The sequence below is a fragment of the Aquibaculum arenosum genome (assembly GCF_029222965.1).
GTDB classification, from domain to species: domain Bacteria; phylum Pseudomonadota; class Alphaproteobacteria; order Kiloniellales; family DSM-21159; genus Aquibaculum; species Aquibaculum arenosum.
This window is the reverse complement of record NZ_JARHUD010000001.1, coordinates 335556-349762: the sequence shown is the minus strand read 5'-3', so window position 1 is coordinate 349762 and position 14207 is coordinate 335556. Positions and strand designations below refer to the sequence as shown.

At 65.3% G+C, this 14207-nt stretch carries 15 protein-coding genes; 6 read left to right on the top strand and 9 right to left on the bottom strand.

Annotation, left to right across the window (positions count from 1 at the left end; all coding sequences use genetic code 11):
• The first annotated feature begins 37 nt into the window (after nucleotides 1-37).
• Together P2G67_RS01610 and P2G67_RS01605 are read left to right on the top strand one after the other, a co-directional pair.
• Entirely contained in the window at nucleotides 38-322 is a 285-nt protein-coding gene (locus P2G67_RS01610; RefSeq protein WP_275819349.1) for a YciI family protein, read from the top strand.
• Between the two features lie 89 nt (nucleotides 323-411).
• Nucleotides 412-873, top strand: coding sequence for a PA2171 family ribosome-binding persister protein (locus P2G67_RS01605; protein ID WP_275819347.1), 462 nt, complete (start codon nucleotides 412-414; stop codon nucleotides 871-873).
• Nucleotides 874-913: 40 nt separating this feature from the next.
• On the opposite strand, the gene cobT is transcribed toward P2G67_RS01605, so the two are convergent.
• The 9 genes from cobT to cmk form a co-directional block, all read right to left on the bottom strand.
• Nucleotides 914-2803, bottom strand: coding sequence for a cobaltochelatase subunit CobT (cobT, locus tag P2G67_RS01600; RefSeq protein ID WP_275819345.1), 1890 nt, complete (start codon nucleotides 2801-2803; stop codon nucleotides 914-916).
• Between the two features lie 48 nt (nucleotides 2804-2851).
• Entirely contained in the window at nucleotides 2852-3499 is a 648-nt protein-coding gene (locus P2G67_RS01595; protein ID WP_275819343.1) for a phosphoribosylanthranilate isomerase, read from the bottom strand.
• Nucleotides 3496-4320: a hypothetical protein gene (locus P2G67_RS01590; RefSeq protein ID WP_275819341.1), complete on the bottom strand. Its 825-nt coding sequence runs from the start codon at nucleotides 4318-4320 to the stop codon at nucleotides 3496-3498. Before P2G67_RS01590 ends, P2G67_RS01595 begins: the two co-directional genes overlap by 4 nt.
• Before the next feature lie 70 nt (nucleotides 4321-4390).
• Nucleotides 4391-5140: an orotidine-5'-phosphate decarboxylase gene (gene pyrF / locus P2G67_RS01585; protein ID WP_275819339.1), complete on the bottom strand. Its 750-nt coding sequence runs from the start codon at nucleotides 5138-5140 to the stop codon at nucleotides 4391-4393.
• Entirely contained in the window at nucleotides 5140-6081 is a 942-nt protein-coding gene (lhpI, locus tag P2G67_RS01580) for a bifunctional Delta(1)-pyrroline-2-carboxylate/Delta(1)-piperideine-2-carboxylate reductase (RefSeq protein ID WP_275819337.1), read from the bottom strand. The genes pyrF and lhpI overlap by 1 nt, the downstream gene beginning before the upstream one ends.
• A gap of 44 nt (nucleotides 6082-6125) precedes the next feature.
• Nucleotides 6126-6440 (bottom strand): lipopolysaccharide assembly protein LapA domain-containing protein, encoded by a 315-nt coding sequence (locus P2G67_RS01575; RefSeq protein WP_275819335.1) that lies wholly within the window; start codon nucleotides 6438-6440, stop codon nucleotides 6126-6128.
• Between the two features lie 30 nt (nucleotides 6441-6470).
• Nucleotides 6471-6788, bottom strand: coding sequence for an integration host factor subunit beta (gene ihfB / locus P2G67_RS01570; RefSeq protein WP_275819333.1), 318 nt, complete (start codon nucleotides 6786-6788; stop codon nucleotides 6471-6473).
• Nucleotides 6789-6952: 164 nt separating this feature from the next.
• Entirely contained in the window at nucleotides 6953-8683 is a 1731-nt protein-coding gene (gene rpsA / locus P2G67_RS01565; protein ID WP_275819331.1) for a 30S ribosomal protein S1, read from the bottom strand.
• A gap of 81 nt (nucleotides 8684-8764) precedes the next feature.
• Nucleotides 8765-9454 (bottom strand): (d)CMP kinase, encoded by a 690-nt coding sequence (gene cmk / locus P2G67_RS01560; protein WP_275819849.1) that lies wholly within the window; start codon nucleotides 9452-9454, stop codon nucleotides 8765-8767.
• A 255-nt stretch (nucleotides 9455-9709) separates the two neighbouring features.
• Here cmk and P2G67_RS01555 point away from each other — a divergent pair, with 255 nt between their 5' ends.
• The 4 genes from P2G67_RS01555 to sdhA all read left to right on the top strand — a co-directional run bounded on the left by P2G67_RS01555 (nucleotide 9710) and on the right by sdhA (nucleotide 14188).
• Nucleotides 9710-11416, top strand: a complete 1707-nt coding sequence (locus tag P2G67_RS01555; protein WP_275819329.1) for a cation:proton antiporter — start codon at nucleotides 9710-9712, stop codon at nucleotides 11414-11416.
• A gap of 157 nt (nucleotides 11417-11573) precedes the next feature.
• Entirely contained in the window at nucleotides 11574-11960 is a 387-nt protein-coding gene (gene sdhC / locus P2G67_RS01550; RefSeq protein ID WP_275819327.1) for a succinate dehydrogenase, cytochrome b556 subunit, read from the top strand.
• A 12-nt stretch (nucleotides 11961-11972) separates the two neighbouring features.
• Nucleotides 11973-12347: a succinate dehydrogenase, hydrophobic membrane anchor protein gene (gene sdhD, locus P2G67_RS01545; RefSeq protein WP_275819325.1), complete on the top strand. Its 375-nt coding sequence runs from the start codon at nucleotides 11973-11975 to the stop codon at nucleotides 12345-12347.
• A 53-nt stretch (nucleotides 12348-12400) separates the two neighbouring features.
• A complete protein-coding gene (gene sdhA / locus P2G67_RS01540; RefSeq protein ID WP_275819323.1) occupies nucleotides 12401-14188 on the top strand; it encodes a succinate dehydrogenase flavoprotein subunit in 1788 nt (595 codons plus the stop codon).
• The last annotated feature ends 19 nt before the right edge of the window (nucleotides 14189-14207 follow it).

Sequence of the window (14207 nt, the reverse complement as noted above, 5' to 3'; positions counted from 1 at the left end):
TAGGCTTTTCATCTGAACGCGTAGGGAGCCCCGGGAAATGCTGTTCGCATTGATCTGCCACGACAAGCCGAACCAGTTGGAGTTGCGCATGCAACACCGCCCGGATCATCTTGCCTACCTGGAGGCTCACGCCGATCAGCTGGTCTACGCCGGTCCACTGCTCGACGAGGACGAGAGCGCACCGGCCGGCAGTCTGCTGGTGCTCGACGTGCCCGACCGGGGATCGGCAGAAGCTTTTGCCAGCGGCGACCCCTATGCGCGCGCCGGTCTCTTCCGCGAAGTGAGCATCCTTCCCACACGCCAGGTATTCCCCAAAGCCTGACGCACCCCCAGTATCGGACCGGTCTCGGAACCCGCCACGCCGCGTCGGGTTACCTCCCACAGTGTTTCACACCAGCAGGGAGGCCCGCCATGGCCAAGGACGCAATTGCGCTGCTCGAAGAAGATCACTCCAAGGTGCGCGATCTTCTCGCCAAGCTGACCAGCACCACCGACCGCGCCGGGAAGACCCGCCAGGACCTGCTGGAGCAGATCGCAACGGAGTTGAAGGTCCACACCGCCCTGGAGGAGGAAATCTTCTATCCGGCCTTCCGCGATGCCGACGGCAAGGAGCATCTCAAGCTCTACCACGAGGCGCTGGAGGAGCACCGCGCGGTCGAGGAGATGATCATACCGGACCTCCAGAAAACCGACGCGCAGAGCGTCCAATTCTCCGGCCGGGCGAAGGTGCTCAAGGAACTGGTGGAGCACCATGTGGAGGAGGAAGAGGAGATGATGTTCAAGATGGCGCGCGAGAGCCTGAGCAAAGACGCGCTCCAGGAGCTGGGCGACAAGATGGCGACGCGGAAGAAGGCCCTGATGGGCAAAAGCTGAACCGGCGTCAGAGTCCCGGACTCATCTCAAGGGAACAGATTCAGCGAGCGGCGGCCCGCGTGGTTCCTCCGCGCCGGGCGCCGCCGCGTGCTGCCATTTGGGCGCCCTCCTCATCAAAGAGTTCGGCCAGCTTCTCCAGCATGGTGCCGCCGAGCTGTTCGGCATCGACGATGGTCACGGCCCGGCGATAGTAGCGGGTGACATCGTGGCCGATGCCAATGGCGATCAGTTCCACCGGGCTGCGGGTCTCGATGTAATGAATCACCTCGCGGAGGTGGCGTTCCAGGTAATTGCCCGGATTGACTGACAGGGTGGAATCGTCCACCGGCGCGCCATCGGAAATTACCATCAGGATGCGGCGCTGCTCGGCGCGGGCCAGCAGGCGGCTGTGCGCCCAGAGGATCGCCTCACCGTCGATGTTCTCCTTGAGGATGCCTTCACGCAGCATCAGACCCAGGTTCTTGCGCGCCCGGCGCCAGGGCATGTCGGCGTCCTTGTAGACGATATGCCGCAGGTCGTTGAGACGCCCCGGGAGCGGCGGCTTGCCGGCAGCGATCCAGCGCTCGCGACTGTGCCCCCCCTTCCACATGCGCGTGGTGAAGCCCAGAATCTCCACCTTCACGCCGCAGCGCTCCAATGTGCGCGCCAGAATATCCGCGCTCAGCGCCGCCACGGAGATCGGCCGTCCGCGCATTGAGCCGGAGTTGTCGATCAGCAGAGTGACGACCGTGTCGCGGAAGTCCGTGTCCAACTCGCGCTTAAAGCTGAGCGCGTGAGTGGGATCGACCACGACCCGCGCCAAACGAGCGGTGTCCAGGATCCCTTCCTCGATGTTGAACTCCCAGGCCCGGGTCTGCTTCGCCATCAGGCGGCGCTGCAAGCGATTGGCCAAACGGGCCACCACGCCCTGGAGAGTGTTCAACTGCTGGTCCAGCAGATGGCGCAGGCGCACCAACTCTTCGGAATCGCACAGATCAGCTGCACCCACCTCCTCGTCGAACTCGGTGAGATAGGCTCGGTAGCTGTCATTGGCCTTTTCGTTCTGGCCATCCCAGTTCGGTCGACGGGCCTGACTGCCCGGCTTGTCATCTCCCTCGGCGGCCATCATGTCGCCCTCGGGATCGACCTCACCGCCGTCTTCCGCCTCGCCGGCGTCCTCCATCTCGGCGCTTTCGCCCTCTTCGGAAGCGCTCGCCTCGGAGGAATCCTGCTCGCCACTCTCGCCGCGGCTCTGCATGGAGTCGTCGGGCTGATTCTCGCCCTCGCTCTCCGCCTCGTCCTCCAGGGGCTCCTGGTCGTCGAGGCTATCGAGCGACAGATGCTGCAGCATGCGCCGAATGGCTTTGGCGTAACCCTGCTGATCCTCCGCCAGATCCGGCAGCTGGGCGAAATCCTCCAGAGCCTGCGGGTCCAGATGCGGCTTCCAGACCTCAACCAGGCGCTGGGCCTCTCGAGGCAAGGGGCGCCCACTCAGTCGCTCGCGGGCCAGTAACCGAAGGACCTCGCTCAGTGGGACTTCTTCATGGCTCTGCGCCCGATTGAGCCCGCGGTTGCGCAGGTTCTCCTGCAGTGCGGCATCCAGGTTCGCCGCGCTTCCACCGAAGCGGCGCATGCCCAGGGCTTCGCAGCGGGCCTGTTCCACCGCATCGAAGATCTCGCGCGCCTCGCCCGCTTGGGGCTGCTGCTCCGCATGCAGCCCGGCATCATGGTGGCGCAGCTTGAAACCAAGCGAGTCGGCCGAGCCCCGCACCAGGGCCACTTCTTCCGCCGGCAGATCGCGCGCCGGCATCGGCAGACGCGCTTCCGTCCCGGACAGGCCATGGCCGCCGGGCGAGAAGGCCACGGTCAGGTCGTCACGCTCCGCCAGGGCCCGCATGGTCGCCTCGGTGACGCGCTTGAAGCGTTCGATATCGGATTCGTGCTGGGTCATATAGAGCGAAACATAAGCGTTACGCCCCGAAGGGCCAATCCCCCGGGGCTAGAGTTCCCCGGCTGCGGACAGAAAGGCCGCTATGCGTGCGGGATCCTTGACACCCGGCCGCACCTCCACACCCGATGAGACATCGACGGCATCGGCGCCCGTAAGGTTCACGGCCTCGGTGAGGTTCTCCGGATTGAGGCCACCAGAGAGCATCCAGGGCTTGGGCCAGCTCCGCCCGGCGAGCAGGCGCCAATCGAAACTGAGCGCATTGCCGCCCGGCAGGGCATCCACCATCTCCTTGGGCGCCTTGGCATCGAAAAGGATGCAGTCGACCACCTCGGCATAGTCCGGGACCACCGCAAGGTCCTCGGCCCTGGCGATCTTGATCGCCTTCATCACCGGCAGGCCCCAGCGCGCGCGGATCTCGGCCACGCGGCGCGGCGTTTCGCTGCCGTGCAGCTGCAGCATATCGAGATCAACCCGGCCGAGCGTGGCGTCCAGCAGAGCATCGTCGGGGTCGACGAAGAGGCCGACCCGCTCCACCCGGCCTGCCGCCTCTGCAGACAGGACGGCAGCCTGCTCGGGCGTCAGCGAACGCGGGGAGCGCGGAAAGAAGACGAAGCCGACCCAGCGTGCCCTGCCCTGCACGGCAGCCCGCAACGCTTCGGGGTCCCTGATGCCGCAGATCTTGCAGTCAACCGTCATGCCTGCATCCTCATGAGCGGCTGTTGCCCACCCGGCCGCTGCCAGCCGGTACGCTTGGCAAAGGCCACCGCGAGCACGGTGGACGCCAGCGCGACCGAGAGATAGTTGGCCGCCGTGCCGACGGCCGCGCGCGGGATCACGAGATTGGTGGCAAGTTGAAGCTGCAACAGCAGCAGGTCGATCAGGGCAATCGCCAGATCCACGGGCAGCACGATGACCACAAACAGCCCGAACAGGGGAGCCAGCGCACCACGTGATTCGCGCCAGGCGCGCTTGTAACCGTAGCCACGACCAAGCGCCGCCGCCGGCAGAGTGAAGCTGAGCCCGAGCGTGGTGATGGCGGCCACGACGAGCGGAGCGATAATCCAGGGTCCGGGTTGCGGCCCATTCGGCCCCAAACCGCCGCCCAGCGACCCGAAGATGAAGCTCGCCGGCAGGGTCACCAGCATGGCGATGGCAATCACGCCCAGGCCGCGCAGGGCCAAACGCCCGTCTGCCGGCCGCCAGTTGGGCAAGGGGCGCGCCAGCTCCGGGCCGGGGCCCAACAGCAACAGCCGAAAGACCGAGCCCGCGAACCAGACCAGAAGATAGAGTTTGGCCCCGACGACAAAGAAGTGAAAGCCGGCTCCCAGGGAGAAATAGAGCGCAACTGCGGTCAGCCCAAAGGCGATGGACACGGGCAGCAGCGCCAGCCGCGCCATCGCGCCGGCATAATGGTAAAGCAGAGCGAAGATTTCGCGCGCCGTTTCACGCGGAGAGATAGGGGCCAGTGGGCGCGCATCCGGCAAGCGGGAAAAATCCAGTTCGTTCTCGCTCGGCACGGCCACTCTCTTTCTCTTGTCCTGGACCTGATCTAGTGGTCGGCGTGCCCCGGAGCAAGCAGACTCGGAACTAGCTGCTCGACGCAGCGTCGATTTCGGCGCCGATTTCGGCGGCGATACGTCGCGCGGCGTCGGCAGGATCCGACGCAGCAGTGATGGGCCGTCCGATCACAAGTCGATCCGCGCCCGCTGCCACGGCTTCGGCCGGCGTCATGATCCGCTTCTGGTCTCCCGCCGCTGCCCAGGCGGGACGAATCCCCGGCACCACCAGCTTGAAGTCAGCCCCACAGGCAGCCCGCAGGGCCGTGATTTCCCGCGGCGAGCAGACCACGCCGTCCAGCCCACAGTCCTGTGCCAATCGGGCCAGGCGCACCACCTGATCCGCCACCGGACCGCTTTGGCCAACAGCGACCAGATCAGTATCGTCCAAGCTGGTGAGCACCGTCACGGCGATCAGCCAGGGCCGCGGCCTATCCTGCTCCTCGGCAGCGCGCTCGACCGCCTCAGCGGCCGCGCGCAGCATGGCCGGACCACCACTAGCATGGACATTGACGATGGCCGGCGCTTGCGGCGCCAGAGCGCGCAGAGCGGATGCCACGGTGTTCGGGATGTCGTGGAACTTTACATCAAGGAAAAGCGGCGCCGCGCCGACCACTTCACGCGCCACCTTGGGTCCCTGTGCTGCCAAGAACTCCTTGCCCAGCTTGAAGCCGCCCACCAGCCCGGAAAGCCGCTCTACGAGATCTTGGGCGCGGGCATAGTCCGGAGTGTCCAGACCGACAAAGACCCGCTCCATGCCCGGCGGGCAGGACTCGGACATCAGTCTGCCGTCCGCTCCACCACCAGCTGGGCGGCGGCGAAGTCCTCAACGGCCGTGCCGACGGACTTGAAGAGCGTGATCGCCTCGGCACTGCTGCGTCCCGCATGGCGCCCGGCGGTCATGTCCAGCAGATCGGCCACCACGTCGCCTTCGCTCATCACGCCATCGGACAGGGGCTGGACGATGTCGCCGCCTTCCTTCAGGCAGCCGGCGCGCGTGTCCACATAGATGTCCGCGCGCCGGACAGCCTCGTCGTCGCTTTCGCGCATCCCCGGAGTGAAGGCGCCCACCAGATCCAGGTGCTGGCCCGGCCGCAGCCAGGCGCCCTTGACCAGAGGCTCCGTCGATAGAGTGGCGCAGGAGATGACATCAGCCTCCGGCACCGCAGTCTCCAGCGACTCAACCGCCGTGACCTCGATACCCGGCAGGTCGACCGACGCCGCCACCGCCCTGGCCTTTTCCGGATTGCGCCCCCAGACGGAGACCGATCGGATCGGCCGTACCGCGGCGTGGGCTTCGATCAGATGGGTCGAGAGGGCTCCCGTACCCACCATCAGAAGACGCTCGCTGTCCGGCCGGGCGAGGTAGTCTGCCGCCAGGGCGGAGGCCGCTGCCGTGCGCCGAAGAGTCAGCATGGGGCCGTCGATCAGGGCCAGGGGCGCACCGGTTCGCCCGTCATTGAGCAGATAGACCCCGAGGATTGCGGGCAAAGAGCGATTTGAATTGCCGGGAGTAACGGTGACGATCTTGATGCCGACATAGCGCTCGCCCTGCCAGGCCGGCATCAGCAGCAGCGTGGCATCCGGCTCCTCGGCCCGCGCCATGGTGTGGTGATGGCGCACGGGCACCTCGATGTCGCTGCGAAACGCCTCGCGCAGCGCCTCCACCAGGGAGGGGAAATCCAAGGCCTTGTGGGTTTCCTCGGCGGAAAAATTACGCATGGGGCACCGTTACGCTTAACCGTTGCAGGACAGGGCGGATCGAATCAGTGGCCGGTGCTCGCCGGAAGAGCCGGCTGGCCGCGGCTGCGGCGGAGCGTTTCCACCTCGTGCTCCAGACGCCGCAGACGCTCACGCTCGTCGCGCTGCGCGCGCCGCTTGCGTCCGGCCGCAAGCCAGCTCGCGATGCCGCCCAGCACGAAGCCAACGAAAATCGCCAGCAGCACCACTAGGAACAGCGGCGCCTGCAGCGTGATCTCAAAGGGCCAGAGTTGCACGGCCACGGGCTGCCGGTTGACGACCGCGAAGACCACCGCAATCACCAACAAGGGAATGGTAATAATCCAGCTCAACCGTCGCACGGTTCGGCGCCCTTCCTCTTGGTGAGTTTCCTAGCCACCGTTCAGCCGCTCACGGAGCTGCTTGCCGGTCTTGAAGTAGGGAACGGCCTTGGCATCGACGTCAACCGTGTCGCCTGTGCGGGGGTTCCGTCCGGTCCGCGCATCCCGCTGCTTGGTGGAGAAGGCGCCGAAACCGCGCAATTCCACGCGATCGCCCCGCTCCAATGCGCTGCCTATCTCATCGAAGATGGTGTTCACGATGCGCGCAACATCGCGCTGATAGAGATGCGGATTGCGCTCGGCAATACGCTGGATCAGCTCGGACTTCGTCATGCCGTGTTCCCGACAAGGCCTTGCCGCGTTCGACAAGGATGGCAATGACGGACCGGAGGAGTCCCGGTCCGATGTGCGAAGCCTTAACCTGCCAGAGGCCCGCTAAGCGGTCAACGATGCCTTTCAGAACAAGAAGATACAAGAAAGGCGCCGATCCGAAGATCGACGCCCTCTTGTCGTGGCAGGAGATTGACGAGGCCTCAGCTCTCGGCCGAGTCGTCCTTCTTCTGCTCCTGGCGCTGCTTGGCGATGGCCGCCCCCAGGATGTCGCCCAGGCTGGCACCCGACTCCGTGGAACCGTACTCGGCCATGGCCTGCTTCTCTTCCTGGATCTGCAGCTGCTTGATCGACAGGGTGATGCGGCGGGTCTTGCGATCGACCGCGGTCACCTTGGCATCCAGCTTCTCGCCGGTTGCATAGCGGTCAGGACGCTGCTCGCTGCGCTCGCGCGACAGTTCGGCCTTGCGGATGAAGCCCGTGGCGCCGTCGGCCAATTCGACCTCGATGCCATTGTCCTGAACCTCACGCACGGTGCAGGTGACCACATCGCCCTTCTTGATGCCGTCGGCAGCCGCTTCGAAGGGATCGGACTCGAGCTGCTTGATGCCCAGGCTGATCCGCTCCTTCTCCACGTCGACTTCGAGGAGCTTCACCTTCACGACCATGCCCTTGGCATAGTCCTGCACGGCTTCCTCGCCAGAACGCTCCCAATCGAGGTCGGAGAGGTGAACCATGCCGTCGATCTCGCCAGGCAGGCCGACGAAGAGACCGAACTCGGTGATGTTCTTGACCTCGCCCTCGAGCACGGAGCCCTGCGGGTACTTCTCCACCAAGTCTTCCCAGGGGTTCGCCATGGTCTGCTTGAGGCCAAGCGAGATGCGCCGCTTCTCTTCGTCCACATCCAGCACCATGACCTCGACCTGCTGAGAGGTGGAGACGATCTTGCCCGGGTGGACGTTCTTCTTGGTCCAGCTCATCTCGGAGACGTGGACCAGACCCTCGATGCCCGGCTCCAGCTCCACGAAGGCGCCGTAGTCGGTGATGTTGGTCACGCGGCCCAGGAACTTGGCGCCGACCGGATACTTGGCGGCCACACCCTCCCAGGGATCGGCCTCCAGCTGCTTCATGCCGAGGCTGATGCGCTGGGTCTCCGGATTGAAGCGGATGATCTGCACCTGAACCTGCTGACCGATGGACAGGGCCTCGGTCGGGTGGTTGATGCGACGCCAGGAAATGTCGGTGACGTGCAGCAGGCCGTCAACGCCACCCAGGTCCACGAAAGCACCGTAATCGGTGATGTTCTTCACCACGCCGGTGAGGATCTGGCCTTCCTTCAGGTTGGCGATCAGCTCACTGCGCTGCTCGGCACGATCTTCCTCGAGCACAGCGCGGCGGGAGACAACGATGTTGCCGCGCGAACGGTCCATCTTGAGGATCTGGAAGGGCTGCGGCGTGTGCATCAGCGGGGTGACGTCGCGCACCGGGCGAATGTCGACCTGGCTGCCCGGCAGGAAGGCCACGGCGCCGGAAAGGTCGACCGTGAAGCCGCCCTTGACGCGGCCGAAGATCTGACCCGTAACGCGACGGCTCTCGCCAAAGGCCTTCTCGAGCTGGTTCCAGGCTTCCTCGCGGCGAGCCTTCTCGCGGCTCAGCATCGCTTCGCCGTTCTTGTCTTCCATGCGCTCCAGGAAGACCTCGACGAAATCGCCAGCCTTCAGCTCGGCGTCTTCCCCGGCCTTCGAAAACTCACGCAGCGGGATGCGGCCTTCAGACTTCAGGCCGACGTCGACGACGACGGCATCGTTGTCGATGGCGACGACGCGCCCGCGCAGAACGTTGCCTTCAAGGCCGTCCTCAGTGCCCAGGCTCTCTTCGAGCAGGGCGGCAAAAGATTCTTTCATTTGCGGTTCAACCGCAGTCTCGGTGGTCATTCAGTCTGTCCTTTCAAACACTCGGTTTCGGGCCTGCCGGTTGTCTCCGGCGGTCTTCCCGGATGTGGCCCGGGCTTATCCTTAGTTCGGTTCGCCTGGCACCGGTTTGCCGATGGCGGCAAGCGAACGCCCCGTCTTTTCGGCAATGATCTCCAAGGCAGCCTGAAAGACTGCCTCGGCGCTCAGGTCGGTGCTGTCCAAGGTGACGGCATCATCTGCCGCACGCAAAGGCGCGACGTCGCGATCCCGATCCCGGGCGTCGCGCGCCTTCATCTCGGCCTGAACCTCGGCGTATATAACCTTGTCCCCGCGCGCGAGCAACTCCTCATAGCGCCGCCGCGCCCGTGCCTCGGCGCTGGCGGTGACGAAGAGCTTCACGCTTGCATCGGGGCAGACCACGGTGCCGATGTCACGGCCGTCAAGCACCGCTCCCGCACGCCCGCCCGGCGGGTTGTCTGCAAAACGGTGCTGGAAATCCAAGAGAGCCGTTCGCACGGCCGGATGCGCAGAAACGCGGGAGGCCGCCGCGCCAGCGGCCTCGCTGCGCAGATCGTCGCGGTCCAAGTCGGCCGGATCCAATTGCGCAGCGATGGCGGCTGCTTGCTCGGCATCCGCAGGATCGCCGCCCGCTTCCAGCAATCGGGCCGCCACGGCGCGATACAAGCAGCCGGTGTCGAGGTAGGCCAGGTCGAGCGCAGCAGCCAGACGTCGGGACAGCGTACCCTTGCCCGCGGCGGCCGGTCCATCGACAGCTATGACGAAGTGTGACATGAGCGCGGTGGATAGCGCCTGACGCGAAAGAGTGCAACGGCGCACGATCAAAGTCTCTTAGCGGGCATCTCTGATGGAAACTGCGCATAACGCCACGCAACGGGCAGGGAGCAGCTCTGCAAAGTTGCTTTGATATCGCTCATGCAAACCGGCAATCCCTCATGTAGCTTTTATCCCGGCTGAGTATCCAACGCCCGGGATAAAAGCCTCATTAGGGCAGCCTCGGTAGGCATCGATCGCAGTGGGGGCATCGACTTGGAGCACGAAATCACATCGGTTTTCATCGAGGTGGCTGGTTTGCTCGCCTTGGCGGCCGTGGTCGGCTTCACGGCCCTGCTGCTGCGGCAACCCCTGATCGTCGCCTTTATCGCTGCCGGGATCATCGCTGGACCGGATGTGCTCGGTCTCGCCCAGTCTGCCGATCACATTGAGCTGCTGGCCGAGATCGGCGTGGCGCTACTGCTCTTTCTCGTCGGCCTCAAGCTGGACGTCGGTCTGGTGCGCACCCTTGGTGCCGTCGCCGTCGCCACTGGACTGGGCCAGGTGGCCTTTACGGTGGGCATTGGATTCCTGATCTGTCTGGCCCTGGGCATGGATTGGGTGACCAGCAGCTACGTCGCCGTGGCCCTCACCTTTTCCAGCACAATCATCGTCGTGAAGCTGCTGTCCGACAAACGCGAGATCGATTCCCTGCACGGGCGGATCGCACTTGGCTTCCTCATCGTCCAGGACATCGCCGTGGTGCTGGCGATGGTGATCCTCTCCGCTGTCGGCATCGGGGCCGCAGCCGGCGACGGCGGGGGCCTGGCCCTGCTGCGGGTGCTGCTCGGCGGTGTGGCGATGGTCGCCGGAATCGTGCTCTTCATCACCTATGGCGCCGACCCGCTGCTGCGCCGCCTGGCCCGCAGCCCGGAACTGCTGGTGACCTTTGCCATCGCCTGGGCGGTGGTGCTTGCCGCCGTGGGGGACCTGCTTGGCTTCGGCAAGGAGTTGGGCGGCCTTCTCGCCGGCGTCAGTCTCGCCTCTTCGCCCTTTCGCGAGGCCATTGCTGCGCGCCTGTCCAGCCTGCGCGACTTCCTGCTGCTCTTTTTCTTCGTCGGACTGGGCGCGCGACTGGATCTGGGCATGCTGGGTAACGAACTGCCGGCCGCCCTTATTCTCTCCCTCTTCGTCCTGATCGGTAATCCGCTGATCGTGCTCGCGATCATGGGCTACATGGGCTACCGGCGCCGCACCGGCCTGCTGGCCGGCTTGACCGTGGCCCAGATCAGCGAATTCTCCCTTATCTTCATGGCCATGGGGCTGGCCCTTGGCCACGTCGGCCCATCAGCCATGGGGCTTGTCACGCTGGTCGGTCTCGTGACGATCACGCTCTCGACCTACATGATCGTGCACAGTCAAAGGCTCTACGCCCTGATCGACCCCGTGATTAAGCCATTCGAGCGACGCCATCCCTTCCGCGAGGACGCGGCCGAAGCCTTTCAGGGTCCCACCAACTTCGACACGATCCTCTTCGGACTCGGCCGCTATGGTCGCGGCATCGCGCGCGGGCTGCACGATCGCGGGCAGACCGTGCTCGGAGTCGACTTCGATCCCGAGGCCCTTAGGCGCTGGACCGCCCGCGGTCTCCCCGGGACCTATGGCGATGCCGGAGATCCGGAGTTTCCCGCCAGCCTGCGCCTTGAAGGCGTCTCGTGGATCGTACTGGCGACCCCGCCCCATCGCGTGCCGCCGGGGCAGAGCGATCCGCGCCTGGCCATGATGCAGGCCTTCCGCGAGGCGGGTTTCAGGGGCAGGTTCGCCCTGCCCAGCACCGATCTCCTCGATGCCCGCACCCTCTATAAGGCCGGCGCCGATCTGGTGCTGAATCCCTTCCACGATGCCTCGATTCGCGCGGTGGAAAGGATTGCCGGGGAACTGGGCGAGGAGGACGAGCCCTGGGAGCAGGAAGCCCGCACATGATTACGAGCAGCTTCATATCGCACTCTGGCGCAGCGACGTGCGATGGCAGGAAAAGCTTGGAAAAGGTCGTTTCGTTGACTTGAATGCCGCAGCGCACTAAACCAACCCACCAAGGGCCGGGCAGCCAAAGGCCCGAACAGACGAGGGGATTGAGCCAATGTCCGCTGATCGGCGGCCGCTATCGCCGCACCTGCAAATCTATCGACCGCAGCTCACCTCGACGCTCTCCATTCTGCACCGCCTGACCGGTATCGCGCTGGCTGTCGGCACCCTGCTCCTGGTCTACTGGTTGGCTGCAGCCGCGGCCGGACCGGATGCCTTCCACGGGGCGCAGAGCTTCATGGGCTCCTGGCTGGGCGTGCTGCTGCTGTTCGGCTGGTCGGTGGCGCTTTTCTACCACCTCTGCAATGGCATTCGGCACCTCTTCTGGGATGCCGGTTATGGCTTCGAACTGCCCCAGGCCTACACCTCCGGTTGGGCTGTGGTGATCGGCACCGGCACGCTGACAGTGCTGGCCTGGGTCATCGGCCTGATCGTGATTTGAGGGAGCGACACCATGAGCCTTAGAACGCCCCTCGCCCGCGTCCGTCACCTCGGCTCCGCCAAGGACGGCACCCATCACTGGTGGCTGCAGCGCGTGACCGCGCTGGCCCTCGTGCCCCTGCTGCTCTGGTTCGTCATTTCAGTGATCGGCATGCTGGGGGCAGATCATCGCAGCATGGTCGACTGGGTGAGCAACCCGGTCACGGCCGCATTGCTAATCCTTCTGATCATCGCCACCTTCTACCATGCCGTGCTCGGCCTGCAGGTGGTCATCGAGGACTACATGCATGACCGGGTGGCGCGCATGGCGGTGCTGCTGCTGGTGCAGGGGCTGGGCTTTCTGCTCGCCACTGTCGGCGTCATCTCGGTTCTGTCCCTGCTGTTCTAGCGTTTGCATCCGACCCACCCGTCGGCCCCACGATAACACGAAGGCACGATCTCATGCCGGAAGCCTATACCAAGATCGACCATACCTATGACGTTGTCGTCGTCGGCGCCGGCGGCGCCGGACTGCGCGCCACGCTGGAACTGGCCCGCTCCGGCCTGAAGACCGCCTGCATCTCCAAGGTCTTCCCGACGCGCAGCCACACCGTGGCCGCCCAGGGCGGAATCTCCGCGGCGCTCGCGAACATGGGCGAGGACGACTGGCGCTGGCACATGTACGACACCGTCAAGGGCTCCGACTGGCTGGGCGACCAGGATGCCATCGAGTACATGACCAAGGAGGCGATTCCCGCCATCATCGAGCTGGAGCACTTCGGGGTGCCCTTCAGCCGCACCCAGGACGGCAAGATCTACCAACGCCCCTTCGGCGGCATGACCACGGAGTTCGGCAAGGGCACGGCCCAGCGCACCTGCGCGGCCGCCGACCGAACCGGGCACGCCATGCTGCACACGCTCTATCAGCAGTCCCTGCGCAACAACGCCGAGTTCTTCATCGAGTACTTCGCCCTCGATCTGATGATGGAGGATGGCGAGTGCCGGGGCGTCGTCGCGTGGAATCTGGACGATGGCACCATCCACCGCTTCCGCGCTCATAAGACCATTCTGGCCACCGGCGGCTATGGACGGGCCTACTTCTCCTGCACCTCGGCCCACACCTGCACCGGCGACGGTGGCGGCATGGTGGCCCGCGCCGGCCTGCCGCTGCAGGACATGGAGTTCGTGCAGTTCCATCCCACCGGCATCTACGGCGCCGGCTGTCTCATCACTGAGGGCTCGCGCGGCGAAGGCGGCTACCTCACCAACTCCGAGGGCGAGCGCTTCATGGAGCGCTACGCGCCTAACGCCAAGGACTTGGCCAGCCGCGACGTGGTCAGCCGCTCCATGACCATTGAGATCAACGAGGGCCGCGGTGTGGGCCCCGAGAAAGACCACATCCACCTGCATCTCGAGCACCTCGACCCGAAGATCCTGCACGAACGCCTGCCGGGCATCTCCGAGACAGCCAAGATCTTCGCCGGCGTCGACGTGACCAAGGAGCCGATCCCCGTCATCCCCACCTGCCACTACAACATGGGCGGCATCCCCACCAACGTGCACGGCGAGGTGCTGACTGTGGTGGACGGCAAGAAGGATGCAGTGGTGCCGGGATTGCTGGCCGCCGGTGAGGCCGCCTGCGTGTCCGTACACGGTGCCAACCGGCTTGGCTCGAACTCCCTGCTCGATCTGGTGGTCTTCGGCCGTGCAGCCGGCAAGCGCTGCGCCGAGACGCTCCGGTCCGGCGAAAGCCACCGGCCCCTGCCGGCTGACGCAGACGAGCGCGCCATGGAGCGGCTCGATCGCATGCGTCACGCGAAGGGGGACACCCGCACGGCCCAGCAGCGCCTGGCCATGCAGCGGGTGATGCAAAGCCATGCTGCCGTCTTCCGCACCGGCGAGAGCCTGGCGGAAGGCAAGCGCAAGCTGGCCGAAGTCTGGGCCATGAAGGCCGACCTGTCGGTCAGCGACCGCTCGATGATCTGGAACTCCGATCTGGTGGAAACCCTGGAGTACGACAACCTCAGCTACCAGGCCGCGGCCACCCTGGAAGCGGCCGCCGCCCGCGAGGAAAGCCGCGGCGCCCACGCACGCGAAGACTTCCCAAATCGTGATGATGATAACTGGATGAAACACTCGGTTGCCTGGGTCGACGATGCCGGCTCAGTGACGCTGGGGTCGCGCGCGGTCATGCTGCAGCCCCTGACCAACGAGGTGCAGGCGTTCCCCCCGCAGGTACGCTCCTACTGAATAGCGAGACCCAGGAAAG

Bases quoted from the DNA above. Each gene is read 5' to 3' on its own strand.
- P2G67_RS01610 (WP_275819349.1), top strand. From the start codon at position 38: ATGCTGTTCGCATTGATCTGCCACGACAAGCCGAACCAGTTGGAGTTG.
- P2G67_RS01605 (WP_275819347.1), top strand. From the start codon at position 412: ATGGCCAAGGACGCAATTGCGCTGCTCGAAGAAGATCACTCCAAGGTG.
- cobT (WP_275819345.1), bottom strand. From the start codon at position 2,803: ATGACCCAGCACGAATCCGATATCGAACGCTTCAAGCGCGTCACCGAG.
- P2G67_RS01595 (WP_275819343.1), bottom strand. From the start codon at position 3,499: ATGACGGTTGACTGCAAGATCTGCGGCATCAGGGACCCCGAAGCGTTG.
- pyrF (WP_275819339.1), bottom strand. From the start codon at position 5,140: ATGTCCGAGTCCTGCCCGCCGGGCATGGAGCGGGTCTTTGTCGGTCTG.
- lhpI (WP_275819337.1), bottom strand. From the start codon at position 6,081: ATGCGTAATTTTTCCGCCGAGGAAACCCACAAGGCCTTGGATTTCCCC.
- rpsA (WP_275819331.1), bottom strand. From the start codon at position 8,683: ATGACCACCGAGACTGCGGTTGAACCGCAAATGAAAGAATCTTTTGCC.
- cmk (WP_275819849.1), bottom strand. From the start codon at position 9,454: ATGTCACACTTCGTCATAGCTGTCGATGGACCGGCCGCCGCGGGCAAG.
- sdhC (WP_275819327.1), top strand. From the start codon at position 11,574: ATGTCCGCTGATCGGCGGCCGCTATCGCCGCACCTGCAAATCTATCGA.
- sdhD (WP_275819325.1), top strand. From the start codon at position 11,973: ATGAGCCTTAGAACGCCCCTCGCCCGCGTCCGTCACCTCGGCTCCGCC.
- sdhA (WP_275819323.1), top strand. From the start codon at position 12,401: ATGCCGGAAGCCTATACCAAGATCGACCATACCTATGACGTTGTCGTC.